Source organism: Flavobacterium sp. NKUCC04_CG (assembly GCF_019345525.1).
Classification (GTDB): Bacteria; Bacteroidota; Bacteroidia; order Flavobacteriales; family Flavobacteriaceae; genus Flavobacterium.
In genome coordinates this window covers 28,452-48,398 of record NZ_JAHKRA010000023.1, presented here as the reverse complement: position 1 = coordinate 48,398, position 19,947 = coordinate 28,452, and the positions used below count along the sequence as shown (strand labels likewise).

The 19,947-nt window shown below is 38.6% G+C and carries 18 protein-coding genes, 1 tRNA gene and 1 rRNA gene; 6 read left to right on the top strand and 14 right to left on the bottom strand.

Annotation, left to right across the window (positions count from 1 at the left end):
* A 5S ribosomal RNA gene (rrf, locus tag KO524_RS14215) occupies positions 1-83 on the top strand; the annotation flags it as partial.
* 383 nt (positions 84-466) lie between these two features.
* Here rrf and KO524_RS14210 read toward each other — a convergent pair.
* From KO524_RS14210 to KO524_RS14190, 5 genes are all read right to left on the bottom strand, one after another.
* On the bottom strand, positions 467-3,364 hold the full coding sequence (locus KO524_RS14210; protein WP_219294897.1) for a gliding motility-associated C-terminal domain-containing protein: 2,898 nt from the start codon (positions 3,362-3,364) through the stop codon (positions 467-469).
* Positions 3,365-3,510: 146 nt separating this feature from the next.
* On the bottom strand, positions 3,511-3,993 hold the full coding sequence (locus KO524_RS14205; RefSeq protein WP_255555274.1) for a regulatory protein RecX: 483 nt from the start codon (positions 3,991-3,993) through the stop codon (positions 3,511-3,513).
* 5 nt (positions 3,994-3,998) lie between these two features.
* Complete coding sequence (locus tag KO524_RS14200; protein ID WP_219294895.1) at positions 3,999-4,871, bottom strand: cupin-like domain-containing protein; 873 nt, start codon at positions 4,869-4,871, stop codon at positions 3,999-4,001.
* A 351-nt stretch (positions 4,872-5,222) separates the two neighbouring features.
* Positions 5,223-6,125: a dihydrodipicolinate synthase family protein gene (locus KO524_RS14195; RefSeq protein WP_219294894.1), complete on the bottom strand. Its 903-nt coding sequence runs from the start codon at positions 6,123-6,125 to the stop codon at positions 5,223-5,225.
* 20 nt (positions 6,126-6,145) lie between these two features.
* Positions 6,146-6,634 (bottom strand): cupin domain-containing protein, encoded by a 489-nt coding sequence (locus KO524_RS14190; protein ID WP_219294893.1) that lies wholly within the window; start codon positions 6,632-6,634, stop codon positions 6,146-6,148.
* Between the two features lie 101 nt (positions 6,635-6,735).
* Between KO524_RS14190 and KO524_RS14185 the strand changes: the two genes are divergently transcribed.
* Complete coding sequence (locus tag KO524_RS14185) at positions 6,736-8,157, top strand: PLP-dependent aminotransferase family protein (RefSeq protein WP_219294892.1); 1,422 nt, start codon at positions 6,736-6,738, stop codon at positions 8,155-8,157.
* Between the two features lie 358 nt (positions 8,158-8,515).
* Here the strand turns inward: KO524_RS14185 and KO524_RS14180 are convergent, their stop codons facing one another.
* From KO524_RS14180 to KO524_RS14165, 4 genes are all read right to left on the bottom strand, one after another.
* The gene (locus KO524_RS14180) at positions 8,516-9,166 is read right to left on the bottom strand and encodes an HD domain-containing protein (protein WP_219294891.1); all 651 of its coding nucleotides are present in this window, start codon (positions 9,164-9,166) and stop codon (positions 8,516-8,518) included.
* Positions 9,167-9,261: 95 nt separating this feature from the next.
* Positions 9,262-10,119 (bottom strand): AraC family transcriptional regulator, encoded by an 858-nt coding sequence (locus KO524_RS14175; RefSeq protein ID WP_219294890.1) that lies wholly within the window; start codon positions 10,117-10,119, stop codon positions 9,262-9,264.
* 247 nt (positions 10,120-10,366) lie between these two features.
* Positions 10,367-10,495: a hypothetical protein gene (locus tag KO524_RS15600; RefSeq protein WP_219294898.1), complete on the bottom strand. Its 129-nt coding sequence runs from the start codon at positions 10,493-10,495 to the stop codon at positions 10,367-10,369.
* 317 nt (positions 10,496-10,812) lie between these two features.
* Positions 10,813-10,892 (bottom strand) — tRNA-Leu (locus KO524_RS14165).
* A gap of 157 nt (positions 10,893-11,049) precedes the next feature.
* Between KO524_RS14165 and KO524_RS14160 the strand changes: the two genes are divergently transcribed.
* The 4 genes from KO524_RS14160 (at position 11,050) to KO524_RS14145 (ending at position 13,953) form a co-directional block, all read left to right on the top strand.
* A complete protein-coding gene (locus KO524_RS14160; RefSeq protein ID WP_219294889.1) occupies positions 11,050-11,991 on the top strand; it encodes a ribose-phosphate pyrophosphokinase in 942 nt (313 codons plus the stop codon).
* A gap of 26 nt (positions 11,992-12,017) precedes the next feature.
* Positions 12,018-12,629, top strand: coding sequence for a 50S ribosomal protein L25/general stress protein Ctc (locus KO524_RS14155; RefSeq protein WP_219294888.1), 612 nt, complete (start codon positions 12,018-12,020; stop codon positions 12,627-12,629).
* 138 nt (positions 12,630-12,767) lie between these two features.
* Positions 12,768-13,334, top strand: a complete 567-nt coding sequence (gene pth, locus KO524_RS14150) for an aminoacyl-tRNA hydrolase (RefSeq protein WP_219294887.1) — start codon at positions 12,768-12,770, stop codon at positions 13,332-13,334.
* 70 nt (positions 13,335-13,404) lie between these two features.
* On the top strand, positions 13,405-13,953 hold the full coding sequence (locus tag KO524_RS14145; protein WP_219294886.1) for a hypothetical protein: 549 nt from the start codon (positions 13,405-13,407) through the stop codon (positions 13,951-13,953).
* An 86-nt stretch (positions 13,954-14,039) separates the two neighbouring features.
* On the opposite strand, the gene aspS is transcribed toward KO524_RS14145, so the two are convergent.
* From aspS to KO524_RS14120, 5 genes are all read right to left on the bottom strand, one after another.
* The gene (gene aspS / locus KO524_RS14140; protein ID WP_219294885.1) at positions 14,040-15,788 is read right to left on the bottom strand and encodes an aspartate--tRNA ligase; all 1,749 of its coding nucleotides are present in this window, start codon (positions 15,786-15,788) and stop codon (positions 14,040-14,042) included.
* Positions 15,789-16,012: 224 nt separating this feature from the next.
* Positions 16,013-17,176 carry an MFS transporter gene (locus KO524_RS14135; RefSeq protein WP_219294884.1) on the bottom strand — a complete coding sequence of 388 codons (1,164 nt, stop codon included), beginning with the start codon at positions 17,174-17,176 and terminating at the stop codon, positions 16,013-16,015.
* 103 nt (positions 17,177-17,279) lie between these two features.
* Positions 17,280-18,353 (bottom strand): NADH:flavin oxidoreductase/NADH oxidase, encoded by a 1,074-nt coding sequence (locus KO524_RS14130; protein WP_219294883.1) that lies wholly within the window; start codon positions 18,351-18,353, stop codon positions 17,280-17,282.
* A gap of 138 nt (positions 18,354-18,491) precedes the next feature.
* A complete protein-coding gene (locus KO524_RS14125) occupies positions 18,492-19,304 on the bottom strand; it encodes a tetratricopeptide repeat protein (RefSeq protein WP_370629743.1) in 813 nt (270 codons plus the stop codon).
* Positions 19,305-19,493: 189 nt separating this feature from the next.
* A complete protein-coding gene (locus KO524_RS14120) occupies positions 19,494-19,847 on the bottom strand; it encodes a helix-turn-helix domain-containing protein (protein WP_219294881.1) in 354 nt (117 codons plus the stop codon).
* Positions 19,848-19,947: the final 100 nt, after the last annotated feature.

Below are 19,947 nucleotides of genomic sequence, written 5' to 3'. Positions count from 1 at the left end.
CTCTTCCCATTTCGAACAGAGAAGTTAAGCCCGTTAGCGCAGATGGTACTGCATTTATGTGGGAGAGTATGTCGTCGCCTTTCTTTTAAGAACCCCTAGTCTTCACAGACTAGGGGTTTTTTGTTTTACAACGGAGCGACGTGTTCGGCCTTTGGCCTCGGTTCGTCGCCTTTCTTTTAAGAACCCCTAGTCTTCACAGACTAGGGGTTTTTTGTTTATAATCATTTCACCCCCACGGGGTTTCCATAACCAACATTTTATTGTCTAGCATTATTTCACCTCTACGGGGTTCTCTGCCCATAAGCGAATAGGCACATCGGCGTATCCGCCCTTAGAATCATGTCACCCCTACGGGGTTTTATTCTAAGGAATTATACATAAAAGCCTAGCGGAGCGCCATCATAAAAAAATCCCTTTCGTTTTGTCGCGGACGAAACGAAAGGGATTTTAATTAGGTAAACAATTACTATTTAATCAAATGAATCCATCCTGTTATCATATCGCCATTGTCAACAGTAGCGGTATAAAAATAGGTGGCGCTAGGAAGAGCCGAACCGCTATTTGATTGACCGTGCCAATGCCTTTTGTAATCCTTTTTAGAATAAACTAATTTACCTTGGCGGTTAAAAATTTTGAGATCTGCGATGTGAAAGCGTTCTAAATCTAAAAAATCATTGAGGTTGTCTCCATTAGGAGAAATTCCTTTGGGAATTAAAATGCGTTCAATATCGTTATCAATACAAGGCAAACACAACGGATTTGGGTCATCAATAGCGCTGGTAACTTCGACAATATTGGTTAAGTCACCTCTTCTGCTTTCAGGAATCGTTACTTTTGCTTTAAAAGTAATGGTTTCAGAAACTCTCATTAAAGGTATGCTAACATCTATGGCTCCAGTTCCTATATGGCCCTTATCACTGCTCCATTCCATGATGGTTATATCGGTTGGTAAAGGATCTGAAATTTGAACATTAACGGCGCTGGTAGGTCCTTGATTGATGACAAAAATGGTGTATTCCGTTTGTGTTCCCGGAGTATAATAGACCTGATTATTTGTTTTAGTTGCTGTTAAGTCAGCAGATCGTTTGATCTTGGTAACCGTTGGATCTTGCTTTGCTGGAGTAGAAGGGTCATCGGAAAGCTCTTCCATTTTACCGCTTTGAGTTTCTGCTAATACGGTCGCTTGATTAATGACTTCTCCAGCGATATAATCTTCTTCTGTAATGGTATGTGTCGCTTTTACAATAACTTCTTCTTTGGGGTTTATTTGGGCTATTATTGCTGGTGTAATACTGCCCGGGTCCGCATTGATATCGATAGTTTGTACGTTGCGTAGGATTCCATTTCCTTTATTCTGTATTTTTATTTCGTATTCAATGACGTCTCCTATATCTTGATATGAATGTTCCGCAGCTACTTTAGTAACGATGAAAGTGTCTAAGGCTATTTTGACTTCGGCTTGATTATTTTCCGGTTTAGGATCAAAGTTATCCCCTTTAACATCAACCTTGTTTAGGTAATCGCCTTTGTCGGGTACTATTCGAGCAACTATAGTTAATGTTTCAGTAGTTTCTTTTACAAGCAATGGAATCAACCAGCTATTAGATACGATGTCATAAGTACCTAAAGATGGTGTTGCGCTTATTAAGCTGTAGCCAGCGGGTAGAAATTCATTGACTAGTACATTGGTGTCGTCGTGTATGGTGCTGTTATTAGTAACCGTTATGATAAAGCTTACCACACCGTCCTCAACTGTATCTATTTTTTTGGTAATGGACAAATCACTGCAAAGGGGAATTTCTACAAATAGTGGAGAGGAAAGGTTGGTTTCACCACAATCTCTAGTTCCTTTTACCGTGTAGTTTCCTGTAAAGAAGGCTTCAAACGTAGCTTCGTTCGCCCCTTCTATAGCTACGCCATCAAGGTACCATTGATACGGCTCTAGTCCTTCGGTGGTTTTTAGTATAGCAGAACATTTTTCATCATTTTCCACTTCAGTAGGAGGTTCCGGGCTGTCCCCAAATGAGGAGAAGAAACCAGACATGGAGTATCCGTCTCCTTGCTGAATTAGGCAGGTGGTCATTCGAGCACTAGAGGTTAAAATGATATTTGCTGGATTTCCAACATTTAAATTGGTGAAATTTAAGATGTAAAAACCGGTATTTCCAATTGGAACTCTAGGTGCTCCCGTTACGGTTTCTAGATTTTGTCCATTAATTAGAACCGGGGTAGTTGCGCTTTCTATAACGGTATAACCAAAGTAAGGGAGATCTCCTCCGTTGAAATTGATGAATTTTGTTGTTTGAATATTTGTAGAACCCGAGCAACCTCCAATGGGTAATACCGTTGAAATATCGGTCTCGCAGCCTACTGCGGTTCCAGAATAAACGATTATGGGTTTGTCTGCGGTAATTAAGGAGGAGGACAACTTGGTTGTAGCATCACCATGGTAGATAGAAGCAAAATTTCCCGCTAGATTAAGATTGTGGGTTGTTTGATTGATAAGTACACCTAAGGCAGTGTAATTTTTTACGGTTACCACGGTGCCGTCTTCTGTGGCTACAAAAGTGCTTTGTTCCGGATGGTCTGGGGTGGTTCCAGGCCTACCTTCGCCTCGAACTACCAAGTATTGCATTCCCAGTGCATTTACAGGGGCAATTTGATCGACAGTGCCGTCTTCTCCATTTCCGCCGCAAGCCATGGGTGTGTCGCCATAACTACCGACATTGGCAACAATCGATTTGTCTGCAGCTAATAATGCCCCAGTAGGCGCATTAAATAACCGACTTTGGCCAGCATTTAAAGTAGTGAGTAAAACACCGTTTAATTCAACACGTGTGTTGTCTTCTATAGCCATTACAGAATAAACAGGGTTTTGTAAAAAAAGACCTGTAAAATTGGTTCTATAATATGCCAATCGAAATTCGAGTCCCATACCTTCATTTCCAAAACTGACTAAAGATGCATTTCCCTTAATGGTATTGGTTGTTAGTCCTGGTGCATCAGAAGCTATGTTTCTTAAGTTGACTAATACGGGTTCCGTTGCATCCACAATAAGTCCTCTGTCGTCATAATTGGTATCGGTTAAATTTCGGTTTAAAGCAGCGGCATTTCCTATAAATCGATAGGATAAGGGAGTGTTGGGATTAACCGTTAAGGTCGTTATTAATGTGTTATCACTCTTGTATAATTTGACCTGTACGGGAGCAGCTGCTAAAGTAGAAATGACAATTTCATTTGCAGTACTCCAATATTGCCATGGACAAGGTGCGATATGATGTTTTAATGCGTATTGTGCGTTTGCAGTCTGTAGGCTGGGGATAAAAAAGATAAGTATCGTAATTAATAAATAAAAATATTTCATATGGAGTTTTTTTAACAAAAGGTTGGGTTATAAATATAATAATAAATCAATTGTATTTATGTTTTTCCTTTTAAAAAAACTGTTTTATTGGGTTTTAATTATTTTATTTGGTGGTTTTGTTTCGTTATATTCAAAAAATACAAGAATCAAACCCTGTCTAGTTCTTGTATTTTGCTGTAAATCATATCGGATTCATAACCTTTTCTATAGAGGTAATCCATCACTTTTTTCTTCTTATTTAGCGGGTTTTTGTCTGTAGTGCTTTCCCATTTGTATACACTAATTTTTTCAAAAGTGTCGTAATACAATTCATCGGGCAACTCTTCCATAGCCTTTTTTATATTGTAACTCGAGATATTTCTGAATTTCAATTCCGCTAGAATTCTATTTTTCCCCCAAAAACTAATGCGATGTTTTCCGCGTGCAAAACTTCTGGCAAAACGCTCTTCATTTAGGAAGTTTTCTTGAATGAGATATACAACAATCTCATCGACTTGGTTTTGAGGAATACCTAACTGCTGTAGTTTCTTAATTACTTCGGAATGGCAGCGCTCTTGATAGCTGCAATAGTATTCGAGCTTTTTTTGGGCTTCTGCAGTCGAGATAAATAATTTGGGTGTGTTTTTCAAATGATTTATTTTTTTTGTTGCCTTTTCTCCGTATCGGATATGGCTTTTTCGTTTTTGTAATCGATCCATCTTTGACCCCGTATACGTCTCATGCAGTTGTCAAAATGGCGCATGATAAAAATGTTGTATACAGCCTTTATGACATGGCTTGGTTTTCTCGGCAAAGAGCGTAAACTCATAGAGAATCCGGGGGTAATATATTTCATATAATGCCAATAGCCTTCAGGCATATACAGCATTTCGCCGTGACTTAAGTCAGCTATAAGACCCTGTGCTTTTCTCAAGGCGGGCCACTTTTTATAATCGGGATTGTCAAAATCTATGTCTTCCCGCACTATTAAGGAATGAGGTATTTTGTAAAGATAAGGAGTTTGGTCGGGATGAAAAAGAATGCATTGCTTTTTACCGTGAAAGTGAAAGTGGAAAATATTGGAAAGATCAATATCATAGTGCATAAAAACTTTTGAGTTCTCACCTCCGAAAAATAACATCGGTAATTGCTTGACTAATTTAATCCCCAATTGTGGCCAATGGAAATCGTTTTGTAGTGAGGGTACTTCCTTCATCAAATTATAAAGAAAGATTCGATAATTGGTCGGTTTTTGTTGTAATAAGTCGATATAATCAGACATCTTCATTTGAGCATGAGCTTCATTAAAGCCGTCTTTGTGGGTGACGGGTCTGTCGTCATATAAAGGGACTGTTTTATCTCCAGCCAGATTTTTTATATAATTAAGATGCCATTTTTGATAGGCTGGCCAGTCTTCAGTTAGTTTCTCTACAACTAAGGGTTTTTGTTTTTTTAAATAATTTTCAACAAAATCTTCTTTGGAAATTGTAGCAACGCGGTCTATAGGTTTTAGTTTTAAAGCATCCATATAAACAAAAATTGAGGGTTCGATTGTTATAAAGCTTAAAATCGTGCGGATTATTTCGGGTTAGTGATAATTCCGTAAACTAAATTTACTTAAAAATAATGAATTGGTAATACAATTTCTTTTAGTGTGCTAATTATTAGAATTTTTAGGAGATTGGATTGTTAAATTCAACAAGCCTCTATTTAAGCAGTGTCAATGGATTTTAAAAGCGTTTTTGCGATTATTCTTCAGTACGGCAGGGAGATAAAAAAATAGCCCAGATATGAAAATCATGGGCTATCGATTACCAATCGTTTGACGGTATAGAGAAGGACTTAGAACGGTAAAATTCATAGAGCCTTCAACTGTTGCTTAAACTACAGTCGGTTGGGGTTTGTAAATATCTCTCAGTAGTTTTTCTAATTCGAGGGTATCTTGTTGATTGAGTTGTTGTAATGGTGCTCTCAATTCGCCTCCATGTTGACCTAATATATTCAATCCTGCCTTAATGGCTCTTGGTAAGCCTTTGTTAACGATGAATTTTAACAAATCGAATTGTTGATAAAACACTTGTTGCGCGCGTACCAGGTCATTGGCTTGAACGGCTTCGTAAAGCGCCATATTCAATTCGGGAATAAGATTCGGAGCTGCGGTACACCATCCTTGTGCGCCTGCTGCAAAAGCGGCTAGGGCTAAGGGGTTTGATCCGTTGTAAAAGGCCACTTCTTCACCCAAGGTTTTTCTAAGGAAATGCATCCGTTGGATATCGCCAGTGCTTTCTTTAATCATGGTTACATTTGGAATTTTAAGTAAACGCTGAAGTAATGCCGGTGTCATATCTATCCCACTCGTCGCGGGATTGTTATAGGCCATGATTGGAATGGAAATTTTGGAAGCGACGCGATCATAATGATCAAAAATTTCATCGTCGGTTAATTTCCAATAGCTCATCGGGATAATCATGACGGCTGATGCGCCTGCTTTTTCGGCAAATTGGGCGTGATAGATGGTGTTTTCTGTAGTCAAATTGGATACGCCTACTAAAGTAGGAACTCGACCCGCCACTTGGACAATAGTAGCTTCTGTAATCGCTTCTTTTTCCTGGTCGGATAAATACGGTAAAACTCCAGTACTGCCCAGTGGAGCAATCGCGTGTGATCCGTTTTGAACTAAGCGTTCTACCAATGTTTTAAACAACTTAATGTTGACTCTTTCGTCGGTGTCGAAAGGGGTAATTGGATAGGCAATTACACCTTTAAGGGGAGTGTGTTTCATAGTAAATAAATAATCTGGATTTATAAATCTCTACCTTCTTCTTCTCGTAGTGCTACACCTAGATTTTGTAGTTGTGGTGCATTTTCACAAGCAACGTATTTGGCTGGCTCGCTGTCGCTCATGTTTTGATGTCTGTGCCATCCCCATGCCGGAATATAAACGGCATCTCCCGCTTCCCATTCAATACGCTCGTTTTCTACTTCTGTCCATCCTTTTCCTTCGATTACATAAAGCACGGTTTCATAGGTATGTCTGTGGCGGTTGGTTAATTGTCCAGGAAGTAGGCCTCCTATGGTCATGCTGACGTTTTTGCTCGGCAAGTCCACAAAGAAAACCGGATGTTTGCGTTCTGTAGAAAATTGATTGTGAACTCCTGCATCCTCAACATTTTTATGAATTAAATGGGTCGGTTTGACAAAAACGGGTCTTGCAAAAGTTTGATGGAAATCCTTAGAACTGAAGCTGGTTGTGTTTTTTTCTGCTGTTTTCTTTTCTTTTACTGTTGTCATAATTAAAAGGTATTTATTGTTTTCTGCATTATTGCATGACAAAAATAGATTAACTTAGGACCAGTGAACTGATACAGATTTTAGAAAAACGACTAGTCCAGATGTTAAGACCGTGGAAATTAGAGATTCGAATAGATAAGCAATTGGATAAAGCGATTTATCTTCAGATTGCTGATGCGATTATTACCGATATTCAAATAGGGCGATTGGAGGTAGGAAGTGTTTTGCCTGGTAGCAGAAGTATGGCCGCCGATTTAGGAGTTAATAGAAATACCGTTGTAGAGGCTTTAAATGTTTTGATCAACGAAGGATGGTTGAGTTCCAAAGAGCGTAAAGGCACCTTTGTCAGCGATGTTTTGCCGGTTTTAAGCAAACAATCAACTGGGTTGATTGGTGTAACAGGGCCAATAATTGAGCGTGAATACTATCAAGTTTCTTTTGATGATGGGCATCCAGACAGTCAAATAGCGCCTGTAGCGGCTTTGGCTCGAGCGTATCGACAAATATTTAATCGAAAGAGCAAGTGGCAGATGATGGGTTATGCCAACGAATTTGGTGATGTTCAATTTAGAAAAGCCATAGCGAATATGCTGAATCACCAGCGTGGAATGCATATTGACGAGCAGCAAATGTGCGTAACAAGGGGTAGTCAGATGGCGATGTATTTGACTGCTCAGTGTTTGTTGAGTTCGAATGACTATGTGATGATTGAGCATCCGGGATATAAACCGGCTTGGAAGGCTTTTGAGAGCTCCGGTGCCACACTGCTGACGGTGGGTGTGGATCAGGATGGTTTGGTAATTGACGATGTGCTGCGGCACTTAAACACTTATGATCATATCAAGGCGATTTATATCACACCACACCATCAATACCCAACGACGGTGACTTTGAGTCTGCAACGTCGATTGGAGTTGATTCGATTGTCCAATGCGTATGGTTTTACCATCATTGAAGACGATTATGATAATGAATTTCATTTTGGATATCGACCGATACTCCCTTTATCTAGCTACAGTGAACTCGAAAATTACGTTTATATTGGAACGATGAGTAAGGTGGTTGCTCCAGCTTTGCGTATAGGTTATTTAGTTAGTAAAAATGAGTCCTTGATTAAAAAAATTGGAGCGTTGAGAAAAATCATCGATGTGCAAGGAGATACCATCATGGAGCAGGCGGTATTGCAGTTGATTGAGGATGGAACAATAAAAAGGCATTTAAAAAAGGCGCAAGCTTATTATAAAGACAAACGAAATTTCACCAACGGCTTGTTGGAAAAACACTTAAAAGGAAAAGTCGACTATATGATTCCGGAAGGCGGTATGGCGTTTTGGATTGTGCCTAAAACCGATGTAGATTGGGAAGGGGTTGACAAACAGTTGCGATTGCGGTCGGTTAAGATTATTTTGCCTGAGGCTTACTGTCTAGATAAGCCAGTAAAAGGTATGCGATTGAGTTACGGTTCATTGACAAAAGCACAGCTGGAATTTGGGATTGTACAACTTGCAGAGGCTTTATCCTAAGGGTTTGTCTTTCGTAATACTTAATCTATCCAATGATGTTCTTTCACCTTGTAAGTCGGTAAACGTCGAGTTTATATACTCAATAAGCCCTCTATAGGGGGCTTATTGGATAAGTAACTTTGCTACAGCTTCTTCCATGGTGTTCGTTTTTGCAACGATACAGCTGTTTATCAACGTCTTGATTTGAGTGTAAGATCCATTCATAACCATATTCTCCAGTTTTGCTTTTTTGCACTTCCGGGAGCGTCTAACAAATTATTTCTTTCATCAGCCAATTTATTTTACCTAGAACATTATTAAGCCCGTTCATCATTACAGTGGTGTCTATCAAGAAGCCTTTGCATAAACATAGATGCTGTTATTCCGACCAAGGCGAATGTAGAATGCAATCGCAGAAATTTTTGGTTTTAAAATTCGGTATCATAAAAGAACACACGTCCGCTTTGATGTTGCCAAAGGTGGTTTCGGTCTTGTGCTCAAACCCACCAAAAAATGTAGGGATAATTTTCTTTTTAAAATCGTTTCTCGGGAAAGATCTTATAATTTCTTCACGATGTTCTACACTTAAATGTTCATAACCTTCTCCCATTACGTCCAAACCTACACCCGAATACATCAAGGCTACTTCATTCTCCTTATGCTCCGCGATACCAATTGTAGTGTGCAGAGCGATAGTGTCCCAAACCAATTGTAATTTTTCTTTGGGCATTCCGTGACCTTTTAGGAAATCACGAGCAGCATTGGCTCCATCGACTTCAAAACGCAAGTTTTCGCTACTATAATGTGACACAAGACCTAAATCGTGAAATACAGAAGCAATGTACAATAATTCAGTATCGTGAATCAAATTGTTGCGTTGAGCATTCAACGATGAAAACAAGAAAACTCGCAGAGAATGATTGTAGATAAATTCTGTTCCGTGTTCTAACAAAAGCTCTGTTGCTTCGATTGCAATTTTACTGTCCGGAATAATTACACCGGCTACTTTTTTTAAACGATTTACTGACATGATTGAAAATTATTTTTGACAAAATTATTTCCCTTGTCTATCTGAAAGAATACCAATAAATGCGTTTAGGATGTCAAAATTTTTCTGCTTTATTATTATGTGGATATAGTTATAAATTGGTTTCTGTAATCAGCGGGAGATTTTTTTGTGTTCTTTTTGAAAAAATGGCTGAACTGTTCGGGCGTATTAAAATTAAGCTCATAGGCAATTTCCTTTACGGTAGTAGAGCTAAACTGTAAAAGTCGTTTGGCTTCGGCAACAATCTGCCCATTGATGATTTCTTTTGCACTAATGCCGCTACATCTTTTACAGGTTGTACTAAGCTTTCGGGCTGTGATGTTCAACATTTCAGCATAGCTATTTACTGAGCGATTATTGCGATATTCTTTACTGAGTATTTCCATAAACTTACGGTACATGAGGTAATCCTGACTGTCAAAAAGGGTTTCTTCTGTTATTCTTACATTTGCCAACTTAATCATAACGATTTTAAGATAAGAGGCTAATACATCCATTTGGTTGATATATTTTGGTTTTAGGAACTCATTCGAAAGAATATTACACAAAAACAAAAGCTCACTCATTTCCGAATTGTTGAGTGTCAATATTTGGTTAGCGGTTGTGTTATTAAAAAGAACTGCTTTGCAGTTACTAGCACTCTTTGGAGTTTTCTCCCAGAAGCAATCCCCGAATGAAATAACATAACCTGAAATAATTGAAGGTTTTTCAAATTCATAAACCTGTCCTTTGGACATCAGAAAAACTGCATGGCTCTTTACTTCAAAAGACTTTTCGTCTATAGTTAATATGCCCGATCCACTTTTGATCATTAATATCCGATGATAATTCAGTCTGTTTGAAAACGCTGTCTCAACAATAAATTCATCAAAACGACTGACAGAAAAAGAGGTGGTAATAATAGGTTCTGTAATGATCTCTCTAGCTGCTCTCATCGGATGGTGTTTTTGTAAAGATAAAAAAAGTAAAAGTATTGTTGGATTTACTTTTTAATAACGAATAACAATAATCATTAAATGGTGTTGAATTAGCAATACCAAAAATCACCTCGCGAATGTCAAAATCCACTTGGCGTTTTCAGGTTATTATTTACTATTTTAAAATACCTTTAACGATATACTGGTTTTTTAAGTTTTGAATTTTATTCGTAATTTTATTAGTATAAGTTGCTAATTAAACGGTTTACTTTTTTAATCTATCGAGAAAAGTACCCGCCTTTCCTTGTGTAAAATGACGATATAAGATTTTTGTCGTTTGATTATAATTGGTGCCGATAGTCTTAAATTGAGAATAAAAATGGAAAAGTTTTATAAAAAAGGTGTAAACATATAATTATTGGGTACAAACCATAAACAAGAGTGATGCCCGATATTGAGGAAGATAAAATGATAAACCAGATGGTAGAGGCGGTGAAAAAGACGTTCAATGTGGGCTGGGTACAGCTTTTGGCGTTGATCAGAACATATCAAGACGCTATATTGATAGGGATATTGAAAAGAAATGAATTTTAAGCGCTTCGATATTTCTGGAAAAAATTAGAATTTGAAGGAATACACTATCACACCAATTGAATGCATTATGTAAAAATAAAAACAGGAAAATAGATATGTATCTATTTTCCTGTCTAGTACCCGGAGTGGGAATCGAACCCACACTCCAAGGAACACGAGTTTGAGTCGTGCGCGTCTACCAATTCCGCCATCCGGGCCTCAGTGTTTCTCTGTATTGAGATTGCAAATGTAGGAAAATATTTTTTAAAACAAATAAAAAATGCAAAAAAAAACACAATGTGAAATATAATTTATAAATTTGCAGCAGTAAAAAATAATTGCAACAAACTAACTAACTACAAAACAACAAATTAAATGACACACCTCGAACCGGATGCAAAAATTTTTGCATGTTCACAAAGTGTACATCTTGCTGAGAAGATTGCAGAACATTACGGAGTAGCATTAGGTAAGGTTACTTTATCACATTATAGTGATGGGGAATTTCAACCTTCCTTTGAAGAATCGATAAGAGGAATGCGCGTTTTTTTAGTTTGCTCTACTTTTCCAACATCAGATAATTTGATGGAATTGCTTTTGATGATTGATGCGGCTAAGAGAGCTTCAGCGAGACATATAACAGCAGTAATTCCTTATTTTGGATGGGCTAGACAAGACCGAAAAGACAAACCTAGAGTACCGATTGGAGCAAAATTGGTAGCAAAATTATTGGAATCTGCAGGAGCAACCCGCATTATGACTATGGACTTGCATGCTGATCAAATTCAAGGATTCTTTGAGAAACCGGTGGATCATTTATTTGCATCGACTATTTTCTTGCCGTATGTTAAGAGTTTGAATTTGGAAAACTTAACGATAGCTTCTCCAGATATGGGAGGGTCTAAAAGAGCTTATGCCTATTCTAAGTTTTTAAATTCGGATGTGGTTATTTGTTACAAACAAAGAAAAGTGGCTAACGTCATAGATACTATGGAGCTGATTGGCGAGGTTAAAGGGCGCAATGTGATTTTAGTCGATGATATGATTGACACAGGTGGTACTTTAGCTAAGGCAGCAGAGATGATGATGGAAAAAGGAGCTTTAAGTGTTAGAGCCATTTGTACACATGCTATTTTATCAGGTGGAGCGTACGAAAAAATAGAAAATTCTCAATTGGAAGAATTGATAGTAACCAACTCTATCCCATTGAAAAAACAAAGTCCAAAAATCAGAGTTATTGATTGTGCACCTCTTTTTGCAGATGTTATGCAAATGGTACAAAACAATAAATCGATTAGCGGCAAATTTATCGTTTAGGAATATTAATAATTAAATATAGTTCAATGAAATCAATTACAATTAAAGGATCAGAAAGAGAAAGCGTAGGTAAATCGGCAACGAAAGCGGTACGTAATGCTGGATTGGTTCCTTGCGTGTTATACGGAGGAGTTCAAGAAGCAGTTCATTTTACAGCAGAAGAAAAAGCATTCAAAGGCTTGGTTTACACTCCAAACGTACACACAGTTGTTATTGAATTGGAAGGTGGTAAATCTTTCAACGCAATTCTTCAAGACATCCAATTTCACCCAGTAAGCGGAAGCATCCTACATATGGATTTCTACCAATTGCATGAAGACAAAGAAATTACTATGGAAGTTCCAGTAAAACTTTTAGGTAATTCTAGAGGTGTTATGGCTGGTGGGGTTCTTAACCTTAACTTGCGTAAACTTAAAGTTAGAGCTTTGCCTGCAAATCTTCCTGATTTTGTTGAAGCAGAAATCACTAACTTAGAAATGGGTAACAAATTGTATGTAACGGATTTAGTTACTAATAACTATAAAGTTTTACATACAGATAATACTGTAGTAGCTCAAGTGAGAATTTCTCGTGCGGCTATGAAAGCAGCTCAAGAAGCAGCAAAAGCAGCAAAAACACCTGCAAAAGGAAAAAAATAATTCTATTCTTAGAATTTTTGATCAAGCACCAGTTTTACTGGTGCTTTTTTTTTGGGAAAAATCCTTGTGATGTAAAGGGGTTTCCTTTATTTTTGTGACTTAAGAGGATGGACTCTTTATATTTTAATTCATCATACAATGAAGAAATTCCTTATCGTAGGTCTGGGTAATATTGGGCCAGAATACGTAAATACCCGACATAATATTGGTTTTAAAGTGGTTGACTATTTAGCACAAGAAGCCGGAGCTTCGTTCGAAACCGTAAAATTAGGTGCTTTGGCAGAGGTTAAGATTAAAGGACGTACCCTGCTGTTATTAAAACCAAATACCTATATGAATCTTAGCGGTAAGGCCGTGGCTTATTGGTTGGAAAAGGAAAAAATACCTATTGAAAATCTATTAATTGTTACGGACGATTTGAATTTGCCTTTTGGTGTAATACGCATTAAAGCTAAAGGCTCGGATGGAGGGCATAATGGATTAAAGAGCATACAAGCTACTTTGGAATCTGCCAATTATTCTCGCTTTCGTTTCGGGATTAGCGATGAATTCAAAAAAGGACAGCAAGTGGATTATGTATTGGGCAATTGGGATGATCAGGAAAAAAAGTTATTGCCTGAACGCCTGCAAACAGCCAGTGAGGCAATAAAATCATTTGCTCTTGCGGGATTAAACCAAACCATGAGTGAATTCAACGGAAAGTAAACAATAAAGTTTCAGGTATAACTGTTATAGTAATGCAGTGCCTTATGCGATAGAACAATAAATATCCCTTATGAGAAAAATTTTAATATTGCCATTAGTCATTCTTTTGGCCTGTTGTACTACAGTGAAGCGTACGTTAAAAGAAAGCCAAGCGGAAGCAGCATCCAATAAGTTTAAAGTGACTTCCTATTGTCCAATCGAGGGCGATTGTGCCGTAAAGCGCATTCCAAATATGTCGCTTGTAGTGAAAAAGGATATCGATGGGGGAGTTGCTGGCGGAATGTACTATCAATTGGTGGAAAATGCTGGTACTGAAGTAGTGATTTATACTTATGAAAAAGCGATGGACGATGCTTTATTAGACGGTTTTTACAAAGAGGAGATTATTTTTGAAATTCCTTCACAGTCTCAACGACTGATTTTAGAAAACCGCGTACTTCAAGATGTAAAAATGCTTTTCGGACGTTTTTGCTATTGTAAAGGACAAGCGGGTTATTTTCAAGTAAAACAAGGTAAATTGGATTTGAGAAGAACCGATAAAAAAATCAAAGCAGCTTTGACTTTTAAAGTGCTTGAAGTACCACAATTAATCAACACCGTGTCATTTACAGTGGAATAATACTTAAGTATATCAACATAAAAAGGGGAAATTAAAAGTGTTTAGCTTTTAATTTCCCCTTTTTTAATCTGTATTACCCTTGAGAATTACGCTTTTAAAACAAGGCTTAATTCGGTCAATTGCTGTGCATCTATAGTTGCAGGAGCGTCGATCATAACATCTCTTCCCGAATTGTTCTTAGGGAAGGCGATAAAATCGCGGATGGTTTCTTGACCACCTAAAATCGCTACCAAACGATCTAATCCAAAAGCCAATCCACCGTGTGGGGGAGCGCCATATTGGAAGGCATTCATCAAGAAGCCAAATTGTTCTTCTGCTTGTTCTGGAGTAAATCCAAGATATTTAAACATCAATTCCTGAGTGGCTTTATCGTGAATACGAATCGATCCACCACCGATTTCATTTCCGTTTAATACCATATCATAGGCATTGGCACGAACCTTACCCGGATCTGTTGCTAAAAGCGCGATATCTTCTGGTTTCGGAGAGGTAAATGGATGGTGCATAGCGTGGAAACGTTGACTTTCTTCATCGTATTCAAACAACGGGAAATCCACGACCCATAACGGAGCAAATACATCTGATTTTCTCAATCCCAAACGCGTAGCCAATTCCATTCTCAAAGCGCTCAATTGAGCACGAGTTTTATTAGCCGGTCCTGAAAGTACCATAATCATATCGCCCGGTTGAGCTCCAGTTGCAGTAGCCCAAGCTTTTAAATCGTCTTGGTCATAGAATTTATCTACAGAAGATTTGTATGTTCCGTCTGCTTCAACCTTACAATAAACCATTCCTGATGCACCAACCTGAGGGCGTTTTACCCATTCGATTAAAGCATCGATTTCTTTTCTGGAGTAGCTAGCCGCTCCAGGTACTGCAATACCAACCACCAATTCTGCCGCGTTGAATACCGCAAATTCTTTATGCTGTGTTACGGTATTTAATTCTGCAAATTCCATACCGAAACGGATGTCCGGTTTGTCGTTTCCGTATTTACGCATGGCTTCGTCATAAGTCATTCTCGGAAAATCTGCAGCATCTATATTGTGAATCGATTTCAATAGGTGTTTGGTCATCCCTTCAAAGGTGTTCATCACATCTTCTTGGTTTACGAACGCCATTTCACAGTCGATTTGTGTAAATTCCGGTTGTCTGTCCGCGCGTAAATCCTCATCTCTAAAACACTTAACGATTTGGAAATAACGATCCATACCGCCCACCATCAACAACTGTTTAAAGGTTTGTGGTGATTGTGGCAAAGCGTAAAATTGACCCGGGTTCATACGTGATGGAACCACAAAGTCACGAGCTCCTTCTGGAGTGGATTTGATCAAATAAGGCGTTTCCACCTCACAAAAATCTTGTGCCGATAAATAATTTCTAACCTCTTGCGCTACCTTATGACGAAACAATAAGTTGTTTCTAACCGGATTTCTACGGATGTCTAAGTAACGGTATTTCATACGAATATCTTCTCCACCATCCGTTTCGTCTTCAATGGTAAACGGCGGCGTTTTGGACTCGTTTAATATCGTAAGTGATGTAACTAAAAGCTCAATATCTCCCGTTGGGATGTGGTTGTTTTTTGCTTCGCGCTCAATAACTTTTCCCGTTACCTGAATCACAAATTCACGACCCAAGGACTGAGCCATTTTAAAAACCGCTTGCTCCGTGCGATCGGCATCAAAAATCAATTGCGTAATTCCGTAACGGTCGCGCAAATCGACCCAAATCATAAACCCTTTATCACGGTTTTTGGCAACCCAACCCGATAAGGTGACTTCTTGATTGATATCGGCAGCTCTTAAAGCTCCACAATTATGAGTTCTATACATTCTTATTATTTTTAGACAAATTTAATAACTTATAGCGAATACAAATAAAGTTTGGACAAATAGTTCCACAACATTTGTTTTTTTCTGCTTTTTCTATGTTTTTTTGGGCAATACCTTCGGTCCGGGCTATCCATTCTATCTTTGGTTTCGCGCGCTCCACCAAAGGATGCCATTCCTATCCCTATTGCAATCGATGATCTTTCAGCTTCTTTTCAATGGACCTTTTAGGCCATTTTTGCTTTGGCGCTGCGTTGGGTCAGTAAAAGTGCAAATGCCATCAAAGCACCACAAGCCGCCATCCCAGCACCAACTAATTCTGGGGAGTTATATCCGAATCCCATCGCGATTGGTAAACCTCCTAAATAAGCACCCAAGGCATTTCCGACGTTAAAACTCGCCTGGCCTGCAGATGCTGCTAACATCTCCGAACCCTTGGCAGAATTGATTAAAATCATCTGTAGCGGTGAACCTATGGTAAACGCTACGAGCCCGGTGACAAACGACATCAGATACGCCATAAATTCAATGTGAACCGTGAAGTATACAATAATCAAACAAATCGTCATAGCCGAAAAGGAATAAATGGCCGCTTTGGTCGGTGAAAAGGTGTCGGCTACTTTTCCGCCGATCAAATTACCCAATACCATACCCAGTCCTACTAATATCATGATAAAGGGAATCTTTCCTCCTTCAATTTTGGCTACATTGGTCATCAACGGCGCAATATAACTCATCCACGCAAACAAACCACCGGTACCGATGGAGATTAAAGCTACGAGCAACCAGGCTTGCCAGGTTTTAAAGAAAGACAATTGACTTTTGATATTGGTGTTTTCTTGAGGGGCAATTTTGGGAACCCAAAAATACAAGGCCAGTAAGGTGATCAAGCCCATCAAACTGATGATTGCATAGGTATATCTCCAATGGAAATGGTGACCGATATAAGTTCCAATCGGCACACCAAGTAAATTGGCCACCGTAAGTCCGGTAAACATAATTGAAATGGCTTGCGCTTCCTTGCCCTTTTTGGCGAGTTGGCTGGCCACTACCGATCCCACGCCAAAAAACGCTCCGTGTGGTAATCCCGACATAAAACGCGTAATCAATAAAGTGTTGTATTCCGGTGCGATTACAAAAAAGGCATTAAATACAAAGAAGATCAACATCAAAAACATCAAAACGTTTTTGGGTGGGTATTTGCTGGATAGCAATACCAGTAAGGGCGCACCGATCACTACACCTAAGGCGTAAGTCGATATAAAGTGTCCTGCTGTAGGGATGTCAATTTGAATGTCATGGGCGATATCGGGTAAAATTCCCATCATTGTAAATTCAGTCATTCCAATGGCGAGTCCGCCTATGGCTAGGGCAACTAAGCTTTTATTCATAGTGTAGAAGTTGTTGTTTTGGGTTTATGGCAATCACCATAAAGTTTAAAAGCTTCATCGTTTATAGAGAAGCGGAAATTTTTTGTGCAATAAATGGTACTAATTAGAGCTGAGCGCGTTCGTATGGTTTTGGCCATTCGATGGCATAATTCAAAGTTTTGGCGGCATTTAAGACAAAATGGGGATCTCTTAAAAAAGCTCTGGCAATGAAAATCAAATCGGCTTGATTAGTTTGGAGTAGGTCTTCGGCTTGTTGTGCCTCGGCTATTAAACCAACGCAACCCGTTGTTATCCCCGTTTGTTCCTTGATGGCTGCGGCAAACGGCACTTGGTAATTTGGACCCGTCGTTATCTTCTGATGCGCAACAGCTCCTGCAGTAGAAACGTCAATCACTTCAACACCGCGATCTTTTAAGATATGAGCTAATCGAATTGACGATTCCAAATCCCAACCACCTTCAGCCCAATCCGTAGCAGAAATGCGAACCCATAAGGAGGTTTCGTCGGTCATTTCCGGTTTAACGGCGTCAATTATTTCTAATAAGAAGCGAATTCTATTTTCAAAACTGCCTCCGTATTCGTCCGTTCTGTTGTTGATGAGGGGTGAAAAAAATTGGTGAATCAGGTACCCATGAGCCCCGTGAAGTTCAATAATTTGATATCCGGCCTTTACCGCTCTTGCGGTGGCTTCTCTAAACGAAACAATTAAATCTTTAATCTCAGCAATACTCAAAGCTAGTGGGGGATGTTCGGATTCGCGAAATGGAATTTCCGATACCCCACGGGTTTGCCATCCGTTGTCGTGATTTGGGGCTAGTTGTTCGCGACCCAACCACGGTTTATTACTGCTGGCTTTTCGTCCAGCATGAGACAATTGAATGCCCGGTATGCTGCCTTGTGATTTGACGAAAGCAGTTATTTCGGCTAATTTTGAAATATGCTCGTCTTTCCAAATTCCCAAATCGCCATAGGAGATACGGCCTTCCGCAGTAACTGCCGTTGCTTCTTGTATGATAGCTGCTGCTTGTCCAATGGCAAATTGTCCGGTGTGAACCAAATGCCAGGAAGTAGCAAAACCGTCTTCAGAGGAATACTGACACATCGGACTTACAACAAATCGGTTTTTAAGGATTAGGTTTTTAAGGCTTAAAGGTTTGAATACTAAGGGTGTGCTCATAAATCAGTTGCTCCAAAATTAGAATACAAAGGTACGTGCTATTTTTTTGAAAAGTAAAAAAGGATTGATAATTTAAATAATTCGCAGCAGTTAGCTTTAAAAGCGGTGAAGTTAACAACGTACTTTTCGTTCTTATTGTCAATTCAATTGATAAGGATAAAGCTCATAAACGGCATTGGCTTCATTAATGCTATAGCCTTTTTTATGCCATTTTATGGCCTCTTCGTATAGGGGGAGATAGGTGTCGGCAGACTTTCCTTGTTTTTGCAGACACAGTGCCTTATAGTACATCGCCTCAGAAAATTCCGGATATTGCATTAAGGCTTGGTTAAATAGGCTTATGGCCTCATCGAATTTTAGTTGTTCCATTTTGGTTATCCCTAAATAAAACAAATCAATATGGTGGGTGTCCTTGAAAAATTTCGATTGGACATTTATGGCTTCGTTAAAACTGCTAACGGCTTTGTCAAACTGATTCAATTGCAATTGTGATAATCCAATATAAAAGGAGTAGGTATGGTCCATTTCGAAGTTATCACCCCATTTTTCCTTACAGTCGGTAAAATCGGCTATGGCGTCTTGGTAGGTTTTGAGAAACACACATTTTATAAAGGCTCTATAGGGTTGGTATCGTTTTGGATTATATAAAACCGCTTGGTCTAAATACTGCATCCCTACCTCATACTTTCTAGCCTTAAAATAGGGCATGGCTTTTTGTTGCCATAGATAAGCTATAGTGCTGTCTTGTTTTAAACCCTCATCTAGGCAGTTTTGCCACTCGTTCATGTGAGTGTTATAGTTATAATTATGAGCGCAATTCGTTGTATAAACAGTTATAATAGAGTCTTGCTTGGCGGTGTTTGCCGTAAAGTCTCTGAATTGGTCTTTTGTATGACTACAGCCATAGAGGATTAAGGAGAGTAGTAAGGTATATAAAATTGTTTTTAGCATCATTGTTTTTTTTACCAGAGTATGCTAATATAAAGATATAAGCTGATTTGTTTAAAAATTATTAAAAGTGCTTTTACAGTAATAGAGGCAATCTCCATCGGTGTATTGTAGAATCTCACTAATATCGGTTAATGCGATAAATTTGTGATTTTTTTGTACTCGAATTAAGCCGTTAAAATGCTATTGAAGCTACTGGGCTTGGGCTAAGGCTTTGCGCAGTTGTTCTTTGAGGTAAGAGATAAGCTCGTCTTTTTCCTTGATTTGATTTTCGAGGTTTTGAATTAAAGTATGCAGTACCTTGTCAATAGCTTTTTCGTCTGTATTATAAGAGGGCAGTTCGTCTGAAAACCGCAATAATTCTTCCGGCTGTATTTGATATAATTTACAAAAACCTTCGATATGATTTACCCAAGAATTGCTTTTACCGTTTTCCATACGGGCATAGGTAGATTGAGATATATGTAATTTATCAGCCAACGATTCTTGCGTTAGAAATTGACTGATTCTAAGGGCTTTAAGCTTTTGACCTACGAAGTTATTCATTTTTATTATGGTTAGATTTCTATAAACTAGTATGAAGATGCAAAACATTTAGATAGCCTATATGTTTATTTGGGATTAGTTGGAGTGTTTTGACATTTAC

What these genes read in the sequence shown, in the direction of transcription:
- KO524_RS14210 (WP_219294897.1), bottom strand. Translation starts at nt 3,364, where the DNA reads ATGAAATATTTTTATTTATTAATTACGATACTTATCTTTTTTATCCCC.
- KO524_RS14200 (WP_219294895.1), bottom strand. Translation starts at nt 4,871, where the DNA reads ATGGATGCTTTAAAACTAAAACCTATAGACCGCGTTGCTACAATTTCC.
- KO524_RS14195 (WP_219294894.1), bottom strand. Translation starts at nt 6,125, where the DNA reads ATGAAACACACTCCCCTTAAAGGTGTAATTGCCTATCCAATTACCCCT.
- KO524_RS14190 (WP_219294893.1), bottom strand. Translation starts at nt 6,634, where the DNA reads ATGACAACAGTAAAAGAAAAGAAAACAGCAGAAAAAAACACAACCAGC.
- KO524_RS14185 (WP_219294892.1), top strand. Translation starts at nt 6,736, where the DNA reads ATGTTAAGACCGTGGAAATTAGAGATTCGAATAGATAAGCAATTGGAT.
- KO524_RS14180 (WP_219294891.1), bottom strand. Translation starts at nt 9,166, where the DNA reads ATGTCAGTAAATCGTTTAAAAAAAGTAGCCGGTGTAATTATTCCGGAC.
- KO524_RS14175 (WP_219294890.1), bottom strand. Translation starts at nt 10,119, where the DNA reads ATGAGAGCAGCTAGAGAGATCATTACAGAACCTATTATTACCACCTCT.
- KO524_RS14160 (WP_219294889.1), top strand. Translation starts at nt 11,050, where the DNA reads ATGACACACCTCGAACCGGATGCAAAAATTTTTGCATGTTCACAAAGT.
- KO524_RS14155 (WP_219294888.1), top strand. Translation starts at nt 12,018, where the DNA reads ATGAAATCAATTACAATTAAAGGATCAGAAAGAGAAAGCGTAGGTAAA.
- pth (WP_219294887.1), top strand. Translation starts at nt 12,768, where the DNA reads ATGAAGAAATTCCTTATCGTAGGTCTGGGTAATATTGGGCCAGAATAC.
- KO524_RS14145 (WP_219294886.1), top strand. Translation starts at nt 13,405, where the DNA reads ATGAGAAAAATTTTAATATTGCCATTAGTCATTCTTTTGGCCTGTTGT.
- aspS (WP_219294885.1), bottom strand. Translation starts at nt 15,788, where the DNA reads ATGTATAGAACTCATAATTGTGGAGCTTTAAGAGCTGCCGATATCAAT.
- KO524_RS14135 (WP_219294884.1), bottom strand. Translation starts at nt 17,176, where the DNA reads ATGAATAAAAGCTTAGTTGCCCTAGCCATAGGCGGACTCGCCATTGGA.
- KO524_RS14130 (WP_219294883.1), bottom strand. Translation starts at nt 18,353, where the DNA reads ATGAGCACACCCTTAGTATTCAAACCTTTAAGCCTTAAAAACCTAATC.
- KO524_RS14125 (WP_370629743.1), bottom strand. Translation starts at nt 19,304, where the DNA reads ATGCTAAAAACAATTTTATATACCTTACTACTCTCCTTAATCCTCTAT.
- KO524_RS14120 (WP_219294881.1), bottom strand. Translation starts at nt 19,847, where the DNA reads ATGAATAACTTCGTAGGTCAAAAGCTTAAAGCCCTTAGAATCAGTCAA.